Annotated in this window: 15 protein-coding genes; 7 read left to right on the top strand and 8 right to left on the bottom strand. The window is 54.3% G+C overall.

The window, feature by feature from the left end:
* Positions 1-60: 60 nt before the first annotated feature.
* A complete protein-coding gene (gene djlA / locus AA74_RS0107680) occupies positions 61-876 on the bottom strand; it encodes a co-chaperone DjlA (protein ID WP_008502016.1) in 816 nt (271 codons plus the stop codon).
* 239 nt (positions 877-1115) lie between these two features.
* Here djlA and lptD point away from each other — a divergent pair, with 239 nt between their 5' ends.
* Genes lptD through apaH form a run of 6 tightly spaced genes read left to right on the top strand, consistent with a single transcriptional unit; the run spans position 1116 to position 7869 of the window.
* Complete coding sequence (gene lptD / locus AA74_RS0107675) at positions 1116-3491, top strand: LPS assembly protein LptD (protein WP_025912155.1); 2376 nt, start codon at positions 1116-1118, stop codon at positions 3489-3491.
* A 53-nt stretch (positions 3492-3544) separates the two neighbouring features.
* Positions 3545-4831, top strand: a complete 1287-nt coding sequence (surA, locus tag AA74_RS0107670; protein ID WP_025912154.1) for a peptidylprolyl isomerase SurA — start codon at positions 3545-3547, stop codon at positions 4829-4831.
* On the top strand, positions 4831-5817 hold the full coding sequence (pdxA, locus tag AA74_RS0107665; RefSeq protein ID WP_008502019.1) for a 4-hydroxythreonine-4-phosphate dehydrogenase PdxA: 987 nt from the start codon (positions 4831-4833) through the stop codon (positions 5815-5817). The genes surA and pdxA overlap by 1 nt, the downstream gene beginning before the upstream one ends.
* Complete coding sequence (gene rsmA, locus AA74_RS0107660) at positions 5814-6635, top strand: 16S rRNA (adenine(1518)-N(6)/adenine(1519)-N(6))-dimethyltransferase RsmA (protein ID WP_008502020.1); 822 nt, start codon at positions 5814-5816, stop codon at positions 6633-6635. Before pdxA ends, rsmA begins: the two co-directional genes overlap by 4 nt.
* A 3-nt stretch (positions 6636-6638) precedes the next feature.
* A complete protein-coding gene (apaG, locus tag AA74_RS0107655) occupies positions 6639-7016 on the top strand; it encodes a Co2+/Mg2+ efflux protein ApaG (protein ID WP_008502021.1) in 378 nt (125 codons plus the stop codon).
* A 4-nt stretch (positions 7017-7020) separates the two neighbouring features.
* Positions 7021-7869 (top strand): bis(5'-nucleosyl)-tetraphosphatase (symmetrical) ApaH, encoded by an 849-nt coding sequence (gene apaH / locus AA74_RS0107650; protein ID WP_021240549.1) that lies wholly within the window; start codon positions 7021-7023, stop codon positions 7867-7869.
* 41 nt (positions 7870-7910) lie between these two features.
* Here the strand turns inward: apaH and folA are convergent, their stop codons facing one another.
* The 3 genes from folA to kefF all read right to left on the bottom strand — a co-directional run bounded on the left by folA (position 7911) and on the right by kefF (position 10893).
* Entirely contained in the window at positions 7911-8390 is a 480-nt protein-coding gene (gene folA / locus AA74_RS0107645; protein WP_025912153.1) for a type 3 dihydrofolate reductase, read from the bottom strand.
* Between the two features lie 114 nt (positions 8391-8504).
* Positions 8505-10370 carry a glutathione-regulated potassium-efflux system protein KefC gene (gene kefC / locus AA74_RS0107640; protein WP_025912152.1) on the bottom strand — a complete coding sequence of 622 codons (1866 nt, stop codon included), beginning with the start codon at positions 10368-10370 and terminating at the stop codon, positions 8505-8507.
* Positions 10363-10893 (bottom strand): glutathione-regulated potassium-efflux system oxidoreductase KefF, encoded by a 531-nt coding sequence (kefF, locus tag AA74_RS0107635; RefSeq protein WP_008502025.1) that lies wholly within the window; start codon positions 10891-10893, stop codon positions 10363-10365. Before kefF ends, kefC begins: the two co-directional genes overlap by 8 nt.
* A gap of 372 nt (positions 10894-11265) precedes the next feature.
* Here kefF and AA74_RS0107630 point away from each other — a divergent pair, with 372 nt between their 5' ends.
* On the top strand, positions 11266-14157 hold the full coding sequence (locus AA74_RS0107630; protein WP_025912151.1) for an autotransporter outer membrane beta-barrel domain-containing protein: 2892 nt from the start codon (positions 11266-11268) through the stop codon (positions 14155-14157).
* Positions 14158-14205: 48 nt separating this feature from the next.
* Here AA74_RS0107630 and AA74_RS0107625 read toward each other — a convergent pair whose 3' ends face one another.
* The 4 genes from AA74_RS0107625 to dapB all read right to left on the bottom strand — a co-directional run bounded on the left by AA74_RS0107625 (position 14206) and on the right by dapB (position 20246).
* Positions 14206-14439 carry a YgdI/YgdR family lipoprotein gene (locus AA74_RS0107625; RefSeq protein ID WP_021240552.1) on the bottom strand — a complete coding sequence of 78 codons (234 nt, stop codon included), beginning with the start codon at positions 14437-14439 and terminating at the stop codon, positions 14206-14208.
* Positions 14440-14578: 139 nt separating this feature from the next.
* Entirely contained in the window at positions 14579-17803 is a 3225-nt protein-coding gene (carB, locus tag AA74_RS0107620; protein WP_023293310.1) for a carbamoyl-phosphate synthase large subunit, read from the bottom strand.
* An 18-nt stretch (positions 17804-17821) separates the two neighbouring features.
* Positions 17822-18970 (bottom strand): glutamine-hydrolyzing carbamoyl-phosphate synthase small subunit, encoded by a 1149-nt coding sequence (gene carA / locus AA74_RS0107615; RefSeq protein WP_010427050.1) that lies wholly within the window; start codon positions 18968-18970, stop codon positions 17822-17824.
* A 454-nt stretch (positions 18971-19424) separates the two neighbouring features.
* Positions 19425-20246, bottom strand: coding sequence for a 4-hydroxy-tetrahydrodipicolinate reductase (gene dapB, locus AA74_RS0107610; RefSeq protein WP_025912150.1), 822 nt, complete (start codon positions 20244-20246; stop codon positions 19425-19427).
* Positions 20247-20275 lie beyond the last annotated feature (29 nt).

Below are 20275 nucleotides of genomic sequence, written 5' to 3'. Positions count from 1 at the left end.
CGCTGTATAAAGGGCCTGGCAGCTCATGCTGTCAGGCCCTTCATCATTCTAAAAAGGGGCTTATTTGAAGCCTTTCTTCTCTTTAATCAGCTCGTACGCTTTCTGAATTTCCTGCGCTTTTTGCTTCGCCATCTCCATCATTTCAGGCGGTAAGCCTTTTGCAACGAGCTTGTCTGGATGGTGCTCGCTCATGAGCTTACGATAGGCACGTTTGATGGTGGTCTGATCGTCAGAGGGTTTTACGCCAAGCACGTTGCAGGCATCTTCCAGCGTCGGACCACGCTGCGCCTGCTGCCAGGCACCGCCAGAAGACTGCTGGTGATACCCGCCGCCAAACTGCGCGCCACCCTGCATCATGCGCAGGAACTGATCGAACTGCATACGGGAGATACCCAGCTCTTCCGCAATCACGTATAAAACATCGCGTTCGTTAGGGTGAAGCGAGCCGTCGGCGAAGGCCGCCTGAATCTGAATTTCCAGAAACATCCGAATTAAATCAAAACGGCCGAAGCAGATGCTGCGGAACTGGCGCATTTTTTCGCGAAGCGGGTAGTTATCGGATTTCCCGATGCGAAACGCATTTTGCGCCTCCAGGCGGGAGTCACCGTGCAGATTCATGCGATCCATAAAGACGCTGGCAATCTGAATATCGGCTTCCGTGACGCGCCCTTTGGATTTGGTTAAATGCCCCATCACCTCAAAAGTGGTGGAGAAAAAGAGTGACTGGCGCTCGCGCTGGTTGGCAAACCAGGCCATTTTACGGCTGCGCGCCTTATCAAACATATGGCCAATAATAAGCCCCAGCACTATTCCCCAGAACCCGGCACCCATGATGATGGCGAACGCAACGCCGATTATTTTACCCCAATACTGCATATACTCCCCGGATAGTCATATTCCTGGCCGACGCAACGTCATCATCACTGTGTTCAAGTCACGGTCAATTGAAGGACATCGCCTATAATTTGCTTTATCATACTCGTCATTCGATAGCGAGCCTAACACTCTGGCACGCAAACGGGCAGGATTAACGCTGGTACTGCGCAGATGAGTAAGATAGTCTCTGAGCGTTTGTAAGCCGTAGCCACTGATGACGGAACAATAAAATACAACGTATGAAAAAACGTATCCCCACCCTCCTGGCCACAATGATTGGCACCGCCCTGTACAGTCAACAGGGGCTGGCGGCCGATCTCGCCTCGCAGTGCATGCTTGGCGTCCCAAGTTATAATCGCCCACTGGTGAGTGGCGATACCAATAGCTTGCCGGTAACCATTACTGCCGACAGTTCAAAAGGGACTTACCCTGACAATGCCACCTTTACAGGCAATGTCGATATTAACCAGGGCAATAGCCGCCTGCAGGCAGATGAAGTGCAGTTGCACCAGAAGCAGCCGGAAGGTGCGGCCGAGCCGGTACGAACGGTGGATGCGCTGGGTAATGTGCACTATGACGACAATCAGGTCATCCTGAAAGGTCCGAAAGCCTGGTCAAACCTGAATACCAAAGACACTAACGTCTGGAAAGGTGATTACCAGATGGTGGGTCGCCAGGGGCGCGGTGACGCGGACCTGATGAAACAGCGCGGTGAAAACCGCTATACGATCCTGGAAAATGGCACGTTCACGTCGTGTCTGCCGGGTTCAAATACCTGGAGCGTGGTCGGGAGCGAAGTTATCCATGACCGCGAAGAGCAGGTCGCAGAGATCTGGAACGCCCGCTTCAAGGTGGGTCCGGTCCCCATATTCTACAGCCCTTATCTGCAGCTTCCGGTGGGTGACAAACGTCGCTCCGGTTTCCTGATCCCGAATGCCAAATACAGCACCACGAACTACTTTGAGTTCTACCTGCCGTATTACTGGAACATCGCGCCTAACATGGATGCGACGATCACGCCGCACTATATCCACAAGCGCGGTAACGTCATGTGGGAGAACGAGTTCCGCTATCTGACTCAGGCAGGTGCGGGTCTGATGGAGCTGGATTATCTGCCGTCGGATAACGTTTACAAGGACGACGCCAGAAACGTTTCTGGTGATAACCGTCACCGCTGGCTGTACTACTGGCAGCATTCCGGGGTGATGGATCAGGTGTGGCGCTTTAATGTTGATTACACCAAAGTCAGCGATTCGGCTTATTTTAATGACTTTTCGTCCAAATACGGCTCGAGTACTGATGGCTATGCCACGCAGAAATTCAGCGTAGGCTATGCGGTGCAGAATTTTGATGCAACCGTCTCGACCAAGAAATTCCAGGTGTTTTCTGACCAGTCCACGCCTACCTATGGTGCTGAGCCACAGCTGGACGTCAACTGGTACCAGAATGACGTAGGTCCATTCGACACCCGGATTTACGCTCAGGCAGTGCATTTCGTTAACACGGATTCGGACATGCCTGAAGCCACGCGTGTTCACCTTGAGCCGACGATCAATCTGCCGTGGTCTAACGACTGGGCAAGCCTGAATACCGAAGCCAAGCTGATGGCGACTCACTATCAGCAAAAAAATCTTGATAATTACAACTCAACTAACAGTGCGCATCTGGAAGAGTCGGTCAACCGAACGCTCCCTCAGTTTAAAATGGACGGCAAGCTGATTTTCGAGCGTGATATGGCCCTGCTGGCGGATGGTTATACCCAGACGCTTGAACCGCGGATGCAGTATTTGTACGTGCCATACCGCGACCAGAGCAATATTCAGAACTACGACTCCTCTTTACTGCAGTCTGACTATAGTGGTCTGTTCCGTGACCGTACTTACGGTGGTCTGGACCGTATCGCCTCAGCGAACCAGTTAACGACCGGCGTCACAACACGTGTTTATGATGATGCAGCCGTTGAACGTTTTAACGTTTCTGTGGGTCAAATCTACTACTTCACAGAGTCTCGCACGGGCGATGACAATATTCAGTGGGAGAAAGACAACAAAACGGGATCGATAGTTTGGGCGGGAGATACCTACTGGCGTATGACTGACCGTTGGGGCCTGCGTGGCGGCGTGCAATATGACACGCGTCTCGACAACGTTGCTAACAGTAGTGCCGCCATAGAGTATCGTCGTGATGAAGATCGCATGATTCAGGTAAGCTATCGCTACGCTAGCCCGGAATACATTCAGGCAACGCTACCGAAAAGCAATGACCAGAACAGCATCAACTACTGGAAATCACCGCAATATTCGGATGGTATTTCTCAGGTCGGTGCGGCAGCGAGTTGGCCTATCGCCGACCGTTGGTCAATCGTAGGCGCTTACTACTTTGACACTAACACCAATAAAGCTGCTGACCAGATGTTGGGGCTGCAATATAACTCCTGCTGCTACGCGCTGCGTGTCGGTTACGAACGTAAGCTTAACGGCTGGGAAAACAATCAGAGCAAATACGATAACGTGATTGGCTTTAACTTCGAGTTACGCGGCCTGAGTTCCAACTACGGTCTGGGTACGCAGAAAATGCTGCGCTCGAACATTCTGCCTTACCGCAGTTCCTTGTAATGTGCTTGATTTGCAACGTAATCCGCTTTGCGGTTAATTGAAATGGAAAAAGTATGAAGAACTGGAAAACGCTGCTGCTCGGTGTCGCTATGGTTGCGAATACCAGCTTCGCGGCCCCCCAGGTTGTTGATAAAGTCGCTGCTGTGGTTAACAACGGCGTCGTGCTTGAAAGTGACGTTGACGGTCTGATGAAATCGGTGAAGCTCAATTCGGGCGAAGCGGGTCAGCAGCTTCCGGATGACGCTACGCTGCGCCACCAGATCCTGGAACGCCTGATCATGGATCAGATCGTTCTTCAGATGGGGCAGAAAATGGGTGTGAAGGTTACTGACGAGCAGCTCGATCAGGCGATCGCTAACATCGCAAAGCAGAACAATATGTCTTTAGACCAGATGCGCAGCCGTCTGGCCTATGACGGCATCAGCTACGCTACCTACCGTAACCAGATCCGTAAAGAGATGCTGATTTCGGAAGTGCGTAACAACGAAGTGCGTCGCCGCGTTACTATCCTGCCTCAGGAAGTGGACGCGCTGGCAAAACAGGTGGGTAACCAGAACGATGCAAGCACAGAGCTGAACCTGAGCCACATTCTGATCCCACTGCCAGAGAACCCTACGTCCGATCAGGCTGCGGAAGCAGAAAGCCAGGCACGTTCAATTGTCGAACAGGCGCGTAACGGCGGTGACTTTGGCAAGCTGGCCATCACCTACTCCGCAGACCAACAGGCGCTGAAAGGCGGCCTGATGGGCTGGGGACGTATTCAGGAGCTGCCATCCCTCTTTGCTCAGGCACTGAGCACGGCTAAGAAAGGCGATATCGTCGGTCCAATCCGTTCAGGCGTGGGCTTCCACATTCTGAAAGTGAACGATCTGCGCGGCCAGAGCCAAAATATCTCCGTTACCGAAGTTCACGCTCGCCACATTCTGCTGAAGCCGTCACCAATCATGACTGACGATCAGGCGCGTGCGAAGCTGGAACAGATTGCGGCAGATATTAAGAGCGGTAAAACCTCGTTTGCGAAAGCAGCAAAAGAGTTCTCTCAGGATCCTGGCTCTGCTAACCAGGGTGGCGATCTGGGCTGGGCAGCGGCGGATATTTACGATCCTGCCTTCCGTGACGCGTTGATGAAGCTGAACAAAGGCCAGATCAGCGCGCCGGTCCACTCTTCGTTTGGCTGGCATCTGATCGAGTTGATGGACACTCGTAACGTTGATAAAACGGATGCAGCACAAAAAGACAGAGCCTACCGCATGCTGTTTAACCGTAAGTTCTCTGAAGAAGCAGCCACCTGGATGCAGGAACAACGCGCCAGTGCTTACGTGAAAGTGCTGAGCAACTAATGAAACAGCATCGTGTTGTTATCACGCCCGGCGAACCCGCCGGGATTGGGCCTGACCTCGTTGTCCAGCTTGCCCAGCGCAGCTGGCCAGTAGAACTGGTTGTCTGCGCCGATGCAACACTGTTACAAGACCGGGCAGCGCTGCTCGGTCTGCCTTTAACGCTCATCCCTTACGTTGAAGGTCAACAGCCTGCACCGCAGCAAGCCGGTACCCTCACCCTTCTTTCTGTTCCCCTTCGTACGCCGGTCATTCCCGGCCAGCTCAGCACGGAAAACGGCCACTATGTCGTTGAAACCCTTGCGCGCGCCTGCGACGGTTGCCTGAAGGGCGAATTTGCCGCCCTGATTACCGGCCCCGTCCACAAAGGCGTGATCAACGAAGCGGGCATACCGTTTACCGGGCATACGGAGTTCTTTGAAGAGCGCTCGCACAGTCCGAAAGTGGTGATGATGCTGGCGACGGAAGAAATGCGCGTTGCGCTGGTGACCACCCATCTGCCGATCAAAGCGATTCCTGATGCGATCACGCCTGAACTCCTGCGCGAGATCATCGGGATTTTGCATCACGATCTGCAGACAAAATTTGGGATCCCGCAGCCGCATGTGCTGGTCTGCGGCCTGAATCCGCACGCCGGCGAAGGCGGGCACATGGGTACCGAAGAGATCGACACCATCATTCCGGTACTCAACGAAATGCGGGCGAAGGGGATGAATCTCAGCGGTCCGCTGCCTGCTGATACCCTTTTCCAGCCGAAATACCTGGATAATGCCGACGCCGTGCTCGCGATGTACCACGATCAGGGCCTGCCCGTGCTAAAATACCAGGGCTTTGGCCGCGGCGTGAATATCACCCTCGGTTTACCCTTTATTCGAACGTCCGTTGACCACGGTACTGCGCTGGATCTGGCAGGCCAGGGGAAGGCGGATGTCGGCAGTTTTATTACGGCGCTTAATCTCGCCATCAAAATGATTGTTAATACTCAATGACTAATCGAGTCCATCAGGGCCACTTAGCCCGTAAACGTTTCGGGCAAAACTTCCTTAACGATCAGTTCGTGATCGAAAGCATTGTCTCGGCTATTAATCCACAAAAAGGCCAGGCGATGGTCGAAATCGGCCCGGGCCTTGCCGCACTGACCGAGCCGGTAGGCGAACGCCTCGACGAACTGACCGTCATCGAACTGGACCGCGATCTGGCCGCACGCCTGCAAACGCACCCGTTCCTCGGGCCGAAGCTGACCATCTATCAGCAGGACGCCATGACCATGAACTTCGGCGAACTGTCAGAAAAAATGGGTCAGCCGCTGCGCGTATTCGGCAACCTGCCGTATAACATCTCCACGCCGCTCATGTTCCACCTCTTTAGCTATACTGATGCCATTGCCGACATGCACTTCATGTTGCAAAAAGAGGTGGTTAACCGCCTGGTTGCAGGCCCGAACAGTAAAGCGTATGGTCGTTTAAGCGTGATGGCGCAATATTACTGCAACGTGATCCCGGTACTCGAAGTACCGCCGTCAGCGTTCACACCACCACCGAAAGTGGATTCAGCGGTTGTGCGCCTTGTGCCGCACAAAACGAAACCGTACCCGGTAAAAGATCTGCGTGTACTGAGCCGCATCACCACTGAAGCCTTTAACCAGCGTCGTAAAACGATCCGTAACAGCCTCAGCAATTCCTTCACCGTTGAGGTGTTAGCTGAGCTTGGGATCGACCCGGCAATGCGTGCGGAGAACATCTCCGTAGAGCAATACTGCAAGCTGGCTAATTACATCAGCGAAAATGCGCCGCCGAAGGAGAGTTAAGCCATGATTGATTCGCCCCGCGTATGTGTCCATGTACAAAGCGTTTATGTTGAATCACAGTCCTCACCGGATGAAGAACGTTTTGTCTTTGCTTACACCGTGACCATTCGCAATCTGGGGCGGACGCCCGTGCAGCTGCGCGGTCGCTACTGGCTTATCACCAACGGCAATGGCCGCGAAATCGAAGTCCAGGGGGAAGGTGTGGTCGGTGAACAGCCTCATATCGCCCCTGGCGAAGAGTACCAGTACACCAGCGGCGCGGTGATTGAAACGCCGATGGGTACCATGCAAGGCCATTATGAAATGGTCGACGTCGATGGCAATGATTTCCGCGTTGCCATTCCGGTGTTCCGTCTCGCCGTAACCACACTCATTCATTAATCTAATGTCTACATATCTGATTGGCGACGTTCACGGTTGCTACGATGAACTGATCGCATTATTAAAACAGGTCGACTTTACGCCAGGACAGGACACACTCTGGCTGACGGGCGATTTAGTCGCGCGTGGCCCCGGCTCCCTTGAAGTATTACGTTTCGTCAAATCGCTAGGCGACAGCGTGCGCATGGTGCTGGGCAATCACGATCTGCATCTGCTGGCGGTGTTCGCCGGGATCAGCCGCAACAAACCTAAAGATCGCCTCACCCCGCTGCTGGATGCGCCAGATGCCGACGATCTGATTAACTGGCTGCGCCGTCAGCCGCTGCTGCAGGTCGACGAAGAGAAAAAGCTGGTCATGGCGCATGCCGGGATCACGCCACAATGGGATCTTGAGACGGCGAAAACCTGTGCGCGCGACGTTGAGGCGGTGCTGGCGAGCGACTCCTATCCTTTCTTCCTCGATGCCATGTACGGCGATATGCCGAACCACTGGAGCGAGGATCTCAGCGGTCTGGCGCGTCTGCGCTTTATTACCAACGCCTTCACCCGCATGCGTTTCTGCTTCCCGAACGGACAGCTGGACATGTATTCCAAAGAGACGCCGGAGAGCGCGCCCGCTCCGCTAAAACCGTGGTTTGCCATTCCGGGGCCGGTGACAAGTGAGTACAACGTGGTATTTGGTCACTGGGCTGCACTGGAAGGAAAAGGAACACCGGAAGGGATCTACGGTCTGGATACCGGATGCTGCTGGGGCGGAGAGTTAACCTGCTTACGCTGGGAAGATAAAACTTACTTTGTTCAGCCGTCCAACCGACAGCTGGACTTAGGGGAAGACGAGGCGGTTGCCTCCTGATATGCACTTCCCTCTCCCGGCCGGGAGAGGGAAAAAATCACTTAACGACGTTCCAGAATCTCGAAGCAGTAGCTGTGGGAGTTCTGTGCATCCGCGTCGTGGAATTCACTGAATACCGATTCCCACTCGTCCGGATCGTAGTCAGGGAAATGGGTATCCCCTTCCACTTCCGCATCAATGTGGGTCAGATACAGCTTCTGCGCTTTTGGCAGGAACTGCTCGTACACGCGCCCGCCGCCAATCACCATGATCTCTTCGGCATTGCCGCATGCAGCAATCGCCTCGTCGACTGATTTTACCCATTCGACGCGATCGTCAGTGCCCGGCTGGCTGCTGATAATGATATTTTTACGACCCGGCAATGGACGACCAATCGACTCCCAGGTCAGGCGGCCCATCACTACCGGCTTGTTTAACGTAGTACGTTTAAACCATGCGAGATCGGCAGGCAGGTTCCACGGCATGGCATTTTCCATACCGATAACGCGGTCCACCGCCAGCGCTGCAATCAGACTGATCATTGAAAATTTCCCGGATGCAAAAAATTGCCGCCACTATACGGAAAGCTTAATCTTTCGTCGACTGGCGGCAGGGTAAAGATAAAGAAATTTTTTATTATTGCTGGCAACTCCACTTCACGCGGAAGGTTTACTCTCCGGCTCGTCAGCCGGATCCCCGGTATGCTTGCCCTCTTCCGTTCCCTGCCAGCCGTGACGCTGGATCAGCGACAGGTGATTACGGTCCTCGTTAATGATTTCCGTCAGCATCGCGCTGGTGCGTTTAAACACCGCCGCACGCTCAGTGGCCGTACTCCCGGCCATGGCCGCCATCTCTTCGACCATCTCGGTGTTAAAGCGGCGGAACAGGTCCGCACGCTCGCGCGCTTCGTACGCGCCGAGCCCCAGATTTTCCAGCGCCATGCGGCCAGACTTCAGCGCGCCCTCAAAGGTTTCACGCTCCGGTGCTTCTACCCCCGCCTGCCGCAGCCGGATATAGTGATCCACATCGCGGGCGCGGGAAATGATGGTCAGATTCGGGAAATGTTCTTTCGCCATTTCCACCATCTGCAGGCTGGTCTCCGGATCGTCAATGGCGTTAATCAATACCTCCGCTTTTGCCGCCCCGGCAGATTCCAGCAGATCGACGCGGGTCGCATCGCCGTAAAACACCTTCATATCAAATTTTCGCAGGGTATCGACATGGTCGGGGTCGTGATCGAGGATAACCATTTTCACCCCGCTGGACAGCAGCAGACGGCCAACGATCTGCCCGTAGCGGCCAAATCCGGCAATAATGACGCGCGGCTGCTCTTCGTCAATTTCATCGGCTTCGCGCTCCTGCTCGCTACCCGATTTTTCCAGACGCGTCAGCACCACCAGCAGAATAGGCGTCGCGGCCATCGACAGCGCGACCGCGAGCGTCAGCGCTTTCGCCCACTCTGGGTCGAGGACGTTTGCCATCTGTGCTGCGCCAAAGACCACAAACGCAAATTCACTCCCCTGCCCCAGCAGAACCGCAAACCAGCTGCGCTGCTTATTCGGCACCTTGAGCGGACGCGCAATCAGCCACAGCATCGCCATTTTAATGATCAGGAAGCCAACCAGCAGGATGACGATCCGCAGCGGGTGCGTCACCAGCGTGCCGAAGTCGACGGACATCCCCACGCCGATGAAAAACAGCCCAAGCAGCAAGCCTTTAAACGGCTCAATATCGCTTTCCAGCGCGTGACGGTATTCGGAACTCGCCAGCAGAACGCCTGCGAGGAACGCCCCCATCGCCATCGACAGCCCGGCTTCCTCCAGCAGCAAACCAAAGCCAAACACCAGGAAGAGCGCCACGGCGCTGAACACTTCGCGAAGGCCCGAGCGGGCAACGAACCGCAGCAGCGGACGGGTGACGTAGCGACCAAGCAGCACCACCAGCGCCAGCGCCCCCACCACTTTTAATGCCGACAGCGCAAACGCCCCCAGCGTCGTGGCGGAACCGCTGGCCGCCAGCAGTGGGATCATCGCCACCAGCGGGATAGCGGCAATGTCCTGGAACAGCAGCACCGAGAACGCGCTGCGTCCCATCTGGGAGACCGTCAGATTGCGCTCGTTCATGGCCTGCATGGCAATGGCGGTCGAGGAGAGCGCCAGCGTCATGCCGATAAGCTCTGCCACTTTCCAGTCCATGCCCAGCAGGATGCAGAACCCACCCAGCAGCAGGCCGCAGGCCACCATCTGCAGCGCCCCGCCGCCAAACACCGAGACGCGAAGCTTCCACAGGCGCTGCGGATCGAGTTCCAGACCAATCACAAAGAGCATCAGCACAACGCCGATTTCAGCGAAATGGAGGATTGCCTCTGCATCCGTCACCAGTCGAAAGCCCCACGGCCCAATGACGCAGCCCGCAATCAGATAGCCGAGAACAGAGCCCAGTCCCAGGCGAACCGCCACGGGCACAATCAGCGCCGCCGCGCCGAGGTATATCAGCGCCTGTATCAGCGTATGGCTATCCATGGTGCGCCTCCTGCCACTCAAGTAAGCGTTGTTTATAATGGCGCGCCTGCGCCTGCAGCGTTTCATCGTCGCAGACAAAAGTGCAGTGCATCGCAAAAGGCGGGAGCCAGTTCAGCCCGCAATAAAGTGCGGTCGCCTGCAGCGGCTGTGCCAGAACCTCAAACCCCGGGAAGGAACCAATATCAAAGTGGCTTTCCCCTCCACCCGTGGTGACCGCCCACATCAGGCTTTTCCCTTTTAGCGCATGGCCATTGTGGCCATACGCCCAGCCGTGGGAGAAGACTTTATCAATCCACAATTTCAGGAGTGGGGGCGTGCTGTACCACTGCATGGGATGCTGCCAGACGATCAGATCGGCACGGGAGAGCGCCTCCTGTTCGGCGGCAATATCGATGTTGAAATCGGGATAGAGTTGATAGAGGGAACGTATCTCGACGTTTTCAAGCGTCCTTACCTGCTCAAGCATCCGCTTATTCGCATGCGAGTGCTGCGGATAGGGGTGCGCGTAAATTATCAGAATCATGAATATGCCTGTCTTTTACTTTTGTTGTAGTAATGAGTGTAAACAGTTAACACCCCGACTGAAAGGGGCTATCTAACGCTTCAAAGTAAAATGCAAGCATTGACAACCGCCCCCGCTTTAGCTGCAACAGTGGCGCAAAACAAGAAGAACCATGCGCGCGATAAATTCACCCCACAAAATAGTTATGCCTATTCATATTATCAGCAGATATTTTTAGAGAGGCTTAAGTCATTATTTAACAAATCAACCTGTACATAAACCATTGAAAATATAATAATTTTATGCTTTTTATTTTGAGCTTACGCATTAAGACGGCCAATATACGTTTTCGCACGTTATCTGATGTTCCTTCTCTCTCAAATGGATGTGTACATGAGCAATAAATTCTTCAAATTAAATAATACAACCAAAACTCTGGGGAAGATATTTCCTGCCTTGTTGATATTCACCCCTACGGTTGCGTTTTCTGCAACGATTGAGCAATCAACTTCTGTTCCTCAAGATTTCTCAGTCGATGCTGAATATATTATTAATAAAGACGTGACAATCTCCTCCGCCGATAGTGAAGCTGCGGTATCTATCTCTGGGTTTACCATCACAAATGCCACTAATAATGGGAATATTTCTGGCACGGGAAATGGCCTGGATATTAATACTAGTGTACAGCGCATTGTAATTAATAACGGCATCGGTGCAAATATTTCCTCCACCACCGCGAATGCAGTTAACATTCAGTCAATACTCGGGGACTTTAATAACAGTGGAAACATTATCGGTGCGGAAAATGGCATCTTTGTCAGCGAAAACTCATCCGCAGTAAACATTATCAACACCAGCACTGGAATGATAAAAGGAAAAACAGGTTTAAGTACTCAGGTTGGTATTGGCATTAATAACAGTGGCAAAGTTATCGGTACAAACGGTGATGCTATTATGGCAACTAATGGCAACACCAAGGTGTTTAACAGTGCCACTGTACAGGGAACCCAGAACGGTATCAATGTAAAAGATACTGCAAAATTAGATATAAAGAATAGCGGAACGATTAGTGGTGAAAAAAATGCCATTATGTTTGCCAGCGATAAAAATAACGCGTTACTTCTCGACACTGGCTCCAATCTCATCGGTGACGTAATTTCCACAAATTCCAAAGGAAATACCCTGGAATTGCTCGGCATGGGTTCGGAAGACAGTAACTTTACTGGTCTGAATGAAGGCGATGGTTTTGCCAGTGTCACAATGAACGGCGAAAGCTGGGCACTGTCAGGCAAGCTTGACATAATTGGCTCAGGCGACTCCTTGCTGATAAACACGGGCGCATTAACCCTGTCTGGCGCGGTATCGAATACCGGTATTACACGGGTGGCCAAAGACGCCTTGCTGCAACTTGGTGATGGCGAAAAAACAGCGACGCTCAGCGGTGGACTCACCAACAACGGTACCGTCACTTTTAATCAGGGAAGCAATTTCACTTTCGCCACCAATATGACCGGTAGCGGTAACGTCGAAAAAGTTGATTCCAACACGCTGACCCTGACGGGCAAAAATAGCTATACAGGGGATACGGTTCTTCACGGCGGCACTACGCTGGTATCTTCAGGAGCAACACTCGGTGTCAAGGGCAGTAACGCCACCGTGACCATTGATAACGGCGCGACCTTTGCAACCGCAGGTGAAGTTAACAATAACATTGCCATTCTTAACGGCGGTACGCTGGCGGCATGGAATGCAGTCCAGGGTAACGCCACGCTCAGCGCTGCCGGCGTTGATACTATCAACGGCAACGTGACTAATGGCGGCACGCTGTTACTCAGCGCCGCCAATAACAGCGTTGGCAACAATTTCACCATTAACGGCGACTATACCGGCTCCGCGGGCAGCCAGATCGTGTTAAACAGTACGCTCGGTGAGGATAATGCACCAACCGACCATCTCACCATCACCGGGAGCAGCTTTGGCCAATCCGGGGTCAGCGTCAGCAACATGGGGGGGCTGGGCGCGCAAACCGTAAACGGTATGGAAATTGTCAGAGTTGGCGGCAGTTCAGAAGCTCAGCTCACCCTGGCAAAACCGGTTGTTGCGGGTGCGTATGAGTATAATCTTTATCAGCACGGCGACGGAAACTGGTATCTGGAATCGAAGGCAACGCCATCAGACATTCCGGCAGACGATACCGATACCGACAACGGCAATAATACCGACAACGGTGGTAATACCGACAACGGCAGTAACACCGACAATGGCGGTAATACCGACAACGGCAGTAACACCGACAACGGCAGTAACACTGACAACGGTGGTAACACCGACAACGGCAGCAATAGCGGTCCCGAAGTCATGGCTCCTGAGGTCGGCGCTTACTTAGGTAACTACCTTGCCGCGCAGAGCATGTTCCTGCACAAGCGTGACGATCGCGATCAGATCACCTTCCGTAACGAGGAAGATCTCAACACCTGGATGTACGTCAAAGGCCGCTACCATGAAAACAATGCGGGCGGTGACAAAGTCAGCTATGACACCACCATCACTGTCCTTCAGGTAGGCAGCGACTTCATGAGTAAGCCAATGGACAACGGCATCCTGCGTGCGGGTGGCATGTTCGGGGCAGGTCAGGCGAAGACCCACTCTGATGCAAAACACAACGTACGTGATGCGCAGGGCAAAGTGGATGGCTTTAACGTCGGCCTGTATGCAACCTGGCAGGAAGATCAGAAGCTGCGTCTGGGCAGCTACGTTGATACCTGGGCCGCCTATAGCTGGTACAACAATAAAGTGACCAGCAACCGTAATGATGAAGATTACGACAGTGAAGGCTTCGCGGCATCCGTCGAAGTGGGCCATGCATGGGTGATTGATTCAGAAAATGAGCGCACCTGGAAAATCGAACCTCAGGCGCAGGTTATCTACAGCTATCTGGATCAGGAAAACCATACCGATCGCGACGGCGTGCGGATTACCACGCTGGACAACGACGGTCTGTTTGGTCGTCTGGGCGTCAAATCAAGCTACTTCGAACAGAAAGACGTGAAAGCCTGGCAGCCGTACGTTGCCGTGAACTGGCTGAAAGGCGCAGGTCAGAACGATCTGGCGTTTAACGGCGAGACCGTCAGCAACGATACGCCGGAAGATCGTGGTCAGTTAGAGCTGGGCGTCACCGGCAACCTGAACGAAACCACGACGCTCTCCCTGCGCGCCAGCGGCGAGTGGGGTGAGAACAGCTATGCTGCTTATGGCGGTCATATCCTGCTGAACCACCGCTGGTAATCGTTCCTGAAAGACTAAAAGCCGTGGCAAACGCCACGGCTTTTTTTATTAGTTATCCAGCTCGCCCATTGATTTCACCTGATCGCGGTTGATCTGCTCGGTCTGACCCGTTTCCGCATTTTTATACGACACCAGACCGGTATCGTCATCGACCTGTGGTTTTCCGTCGGTGACAATGGTTTTGCCATCGGTGGTTTTCACTGCCTGGTTAGAGGAACAGCCCGCGACGGTAAACGTTGCAGTAGCGGCAAGAAGGGTGGCGATCAGTAATTTATTTTGCATGGTGTTTTCCCCTGCTCTCAGTTGAATTTCGTTATCGACCTAACAATTTTAGGCTAACTGACTGAAAGAGGATGAAAAACCAGAAGGTTCTGAAGATGGGGTGAATGCCCGGCAACCGAACGGCACCGGGCATTTTTACTTACTTGCTAATCTGCGCGTGCATTTCCTGAACCGAAATCACCTTCTCGGTAGCATCCGCATTCAGCGCCATGGCCGTTGCGAAACCGCCGTTCAGGGTGGTGTCGTAGTGCACTTTGTACTGCAGCGCGCTGCGGCGAATCAGCTTGGAGTCTTCAATCGCCTGGCGGCCTGCGGTGGTGTTGATGATGTAGGTGTATTCGCCATTCTTGATACGATCCTGAATGTGCGGACGACCTTCATGCACCTTGTTCACCAGACGCGGGTTGATACCCGCTTCGCCCAGCACAATTGCCGTACCGTGGGTCGCGTCCAGCTCAAAGCCCTGCTTCAGCAGCTTGGCCGCAAGGTCAACCACGCGCTCTTTATCGCCTTCGCGAACAGAGAGCAGCGCACGGCCCGATTTTCTCATGGTCGAGCTGCTGCCCAGCTGCGCCTTGGCAAACGCTTCTGCGAAGGTACGGCCCACGCCCATCACTTCCCCGGTTGAGCGCATTTCTGGCCCTAACAGCGGGTCAACGCCCGGGAATTTGTTGAACGGCAGCACCACTTCTTTCACCGAGTAGTACGGTGGAATGATCTCTTTGGTCACGCCCTGCTGTGCCAGCGTCTGGCCTGCCATCACGCGCGCCGCCACTTTCGCCAGCGGAATACCGGTGGCTTTAGAGACGAACGGTACGGTACGTGCCGCACGCGGGTTGACTTCAATCAGGTAGACTTCGTTGTCTTTCACCGCGAACTGGACGTTCATCAGGCCGCGAACCTGCAGCTCGAAGGCCAGCTTCTGCACCTGCTGGCGCATCACGTCCTGAATTTCCTGGCTCAGGGTGTACGCTGGCAGAGAACAGGCGGAGTCGCCGGAGTGTACGCCCGCCTGCTCGATATGCTCCATGATGCCGCCAATCAGCACCATTTCGCCGTCGCAGATGGCGTCAACGTCCACTTCTACCGCATCGTCGAGGAAGCGGTCAAGCAGCACTGGTGCATCGTTGGAGACGCTCACCGCCGTCTGGAAGTAGCGACGCAGGTCGGCTTCGTCGTAGACGATTTCCATCGCGCGGCCGCCCAGCACATAAGAAGGACGCACCACCAGCGGGTAGCCAATCTCTTTCGCCTTCTCTACGGCCTGTTCGATGGCCGTCACCGTGGCGTTCGCCGGCTGTTTCAGCTTCAGACGGTCAACCGCCTGCTGGAAACGCTCGCGGTCTTCCGCGCGGTCAATCGCATCCGGGCTGGTCCCGATAACCGGTACGCCTGCCGCTTCCAGCGCGCGCGCCAGCTTCAGCGGCGTCTGGCCACCGTACTGCACGATAACGCCTTTTGGCTTCTCGATGCGCACGATTTCCAGCACGTCTTCCAGGGTAACCGGCTCGAAGTAGAGGCGGTCAGAGGTGTCGTAGTCGGTGGAGACGGTTTCTGGGTTACAGTTGACCATGATGGTCTCGTAACCGTCTTCACGCAGCGCCAGCGAGGCGTGTACGCAGCAGTAGTCGAACTCGATGCCCTGGCCGATACGGTTTGGACCGCCGCCCAGCACCATAATCTTGTCGCGGTCAACTGACGGATTTGCTTCGCACTCGTCTTCATAGGTGGAGTACATGTACGCGGTGTCGGTAGAAAACTCTGCCGCACAGGTGTCGACGCGCTTGTAAACCGGGTGCAGGTCGTACTGGTCGCGCAGCTTGCGGATCTCCGCTTCGCGCACGCCCGCCAGCTTAGCCAGACGCGCGTCGGCGAATCCTTTACGCTTCAGCATGCGCAGGAAGTCTGCGTCCAGGCCGTTGATGCCCAGCTCTGCCACTTTCTCTTCCAGACGCACCAGCTCTTCAATCTGTACCAGGAACCAGCGGTCGATGTTGGTCAGGTTGAACACGCCGTCGACGGACAGGCCGGCACGGAAGGCATCGGCGATGTACCAGATACGTTCTGCGCCTGCGTCTTTCAGCTCGCGACGGATTTTGGTCAGCGCTTCCGGGTCGTCCAGGCTCACTTTTGGGTCAAAGCCGGTCGCGCCCACTTCGAGGCCGCGCAGCGCTTTCTGCAGGGATTCCTGCTGCGTGCGGCCAATCGCCATCACTTCACCGACGGATTTCATCTGGGTGGTCAGACGGTCGTTGGCGCCGGCAAATTTCTCGAAGTTGAAGCGTGGAATTTTGGTGACAACGTAGTCGATGGACGGCTCGAAGGACGCAGGGGTGCGGCCACCGGTGATGTCGTTCATCAGCTCATCGAGGGTATAACCCACCGCCAGTTTCGCCGCCACTTTCGCAATCGGGAAGCCGGTCGCTTTAGAGGCCAGCGCGGAGGAACGGGACACGCGCGGGTTCATTTCGATAACAATCAGACGGCCGGTTTTCGGGTTTACGGAGAACTGTACGTTAGAACCGCCGGTTTCCACGCCGATTTCACGCAGTACCGCCATCGAGGCGTTACGCATGATTTGATACTCTTTGTCGGTCAGCGTCTGGGCTGGCGCAACGGTGATGGAGTCGCCGGTGTGGATACCCATCGCATCGAAGTTTTCGATGGAGCAGACGATGATGCAGTTGTCGTTTTTATCACGCACCACTTCCATCTCGTACTCTTTCCAGCCAATCAGCGATTCATCAATCAGCAGCTCTTTGGTTGGGGAAAGATCCAGACCGCGTTCGCAAATTTCTTCGAACTCTTCGCGGTTGTAGGCAATACCGCCGCCGGTGCCGCCCATGGTGAACGATGGACGGATGATGCACGGATAGCCCACGTCAGCCGCAACGGCCAGCGCTTCTTCCATGTTGTGTGCGATACCGGAGCGCGCGGTGTCGAGGCCGATTTTCTTCATCGCCACGTCGAAGCGGCGACGGTCTTCGGCTTTATCAATCGCGTCGGCGGTCGCGCCAATCATGGTCACGCCGAACTCGGCCAGCACGCCCTGACGCTCCAGCTCCAGCGCGCAGTTCAGCGCCGTCTGGCCGCCCATGGTCGGCAGCACCGCGTCCGGGCGCTCTTTTTCGATGATTTTACGCACCACTTCCCAGTGAATCGGCTCAATGTAGGTTGCATCAGCCATTTCCGGGTCGGTCATGATGGTCGCCGGGTTAGAATTCACCAGGATAACGCGGTAACCCTCTTCACGCAGGGCTTTACACGCCTGCGCGCCGGAGTAGTCGAATTCGCAGGCCTGGCCGATAACGATCGGGCCAGCGCCAAGGATCAGGATGCTTTTTATGTCTGTACGTTTTGGCATTGTCTTCTCGGCTCCTGATTATTTAGCGGTCTTACGGTATTGCTCGATAAGTTCGATGAAGTGATCGAACAGCGGCGCGGCGTCGTGCGGGCCCGGGCTCGCTTCCGGGTGGCCCTGGAAGCTGAATGCTGGCTTATCGGTACGATGAATCCCCTGCAGGGTGCCATCGAACAGCGACTTATGGGTCACGCGCAGGTTAGCCGGCATTGAGGCTTCATCGACGGCAAAGCCGTGGTTCTGCGCGGTGATCATCACCGTGTTGTTATCGATGTCTTTCACCGGGTGGTTACCACCGTGGTGGCCGAACTTCATCTTGACGGTGTTCGCACCGCTCGCCAGCGCCAGCAGCTGATGGCCGAGGCAGATGCCGAATACCGGGATATCGGTTTCCAGGAAGGACTTAATGGCGGCGATGGCGTAATCGCACGGCGCCGGGTCGCCAGGACCGTTGGACAGGAAAATACCGTCCGGATTCATCTTCAACACGTCTTCGGCAGACGTTTGTGCAGGCACCACCGTCAGGCGGCAGCCGCGGTCAACCAGCATGCGCAGGATGTTGCGCTTGGCGCCAAAATCGTAGGCCACCACGTGGAACGGCAGCTCGCTCTCTTTTTTCGCTTCCGGCAGGTCGCCTTCCAGCGTCCAGCTACCCTGAGTCCAGCTGTAGGCTTCAGCGGTAGTCACTTCTTTCGCCAGGTCCATGCCGTTCAGGCCCGGGAAAGCTTTCGCTTTTTCCAGCGCCAGCGTCGCATCGAGGTTATCACCTGCGATGATGCAGCCGTTCTGTGCACCCTTCTCGCGCAGCAGACGCGTTAACTTACGGGTATCGATATCGGCAATCGCCACGATGTTATGGCGCTTCAGGTAAGAAGAGAGATCTTCAGTGTTGCGGAAGTTGCTGGCAATCAGCGGCAGGTCACGAATGACAAGGCCTTGCGCATGTACCTGAGAGGATTCTTCGTCAGCCGCATTGGTGCCGACATTGCCGATATGAGGATAAGTAAGAGTAACGATTTGGCGAGAATAGGAAGGATCAGTGAGGATTTCTTGATAACCGGTCATTGAAGTATTGAAAACGACTTCCCCAACCGCCGAACCCGTTGCCCCTATGGCCCGACCGATAAACTGGGTTCCGTCTTCCAGAACCAATAGCGCTGACTTAATCAAAACACCCTCCAGAGAATATTCACTCACTTTATTTGCATATTAATTCATAACCATGTCATGGATCAATGCAAATGTGTTGCCAGCGGATTTTTGGCAAACGGCGGCATTCTGGAGATTTGGTGGGTAAAAGTCAACTTAAAACCGACATTTTGTTTAGTCTTTTGCGTATCTGACGAGGTGAGTGAAGCTTAAGCGACAAAAAGATCAGGTAAATCACTGCGGAAAACGCTTGCGCGCCGGGTTTAATGAAAAATGAGTCGACGCAGCATCAAAAAGTGGACCAAATGGTCAAAATTTACATTTCAGTAACGAGAATCAAGAGGAACAGCTATACTTTCAAGGCTAAATGAACAAAATAATCACGAAACAGATAAAATAAAAGGGCAATAAATTATTGCCCTATGCAATCAAATAATTACGACTGCAATAACCACATCACGATGGGTAATAATGCTTACAAATTGTTGAGATCCAGCACATCTCTCATATCAAAAAGGCCATTTCTCTTCTCTTTCAGCCACAAAGCGGATCGAACGGCACCATTGGCAAACGTCATTCGGCTGGACGCTTTATGCGTAATTTCGACGCGCTCGCCAATATCGGCGAACATCGCGGTATGTTCGCCGACGATGTCACCCGCCCGGACGGTTGCGAAACCAATGGTGCCCGGCACGCGTTCCCCGGTGTGGCCTTCGCGGGCATAGACCGCACAGTCTTTTAAATCTTTATCAAGTGCATGAGCAATCGCTTCGCCCATCGCCAGCGCCGTGCCGGATGGCGCATCAACCTTATAGCGGTGGTGAGCTTCAACAATCTCAATATCGGTGTAGTTGCCCATCACCTTCGCGGCCTTCTCCAGCAGCTTCAGCATGACATTAACCCCCACGCTAAAGTTTGCGGCGAAGACAATCGCAATCTCTTTGGATGCATCCTGGATAGCCTGCTTGCCCGCATCGTCAAAACCGGTGGTGCCGATCACCATCCCCTTGCCGTGCTGGCGGCAAAATGCCAGATGCGTGAGCGTCCCTTCCGGGCGGGTAAAATCGATGAAGACATCGAAGTCCTCTTTAACCGCATCCAGGCTGCTTTGTACGGTGACGCCGGTCTTTCCCGCGCCCGCCAGCTCACCAGCATCGGTCCCCAGAAGTGATGAACCGTCACGCTCCAGCGCCGCGCCAAGTGCTACGCCATCCATCTGAAGTGCCGCCTGAATCAGCTGACGGCCCATACGTCCACCCGCGCCCGCAATGGCGACACGGATCTGTGCATCATGCATAGTTATTCTCTTACGTTAAAATGATGTAA

The sequence above is a fragment of the Enterobacter sp. 5-4 genome (genome assembly GCF_000612205.1).
GTDB classification, from domain to species: Bacteria; Pseudomonadota; Gammaproteobacteria; order Enterobacterales; family Enterobacteriaceae; genus Enterobacter; species Enterobacter roggenkampii.
This window is presented reverse-complemented; position numbering and strand designations above follow the sequence as displayed.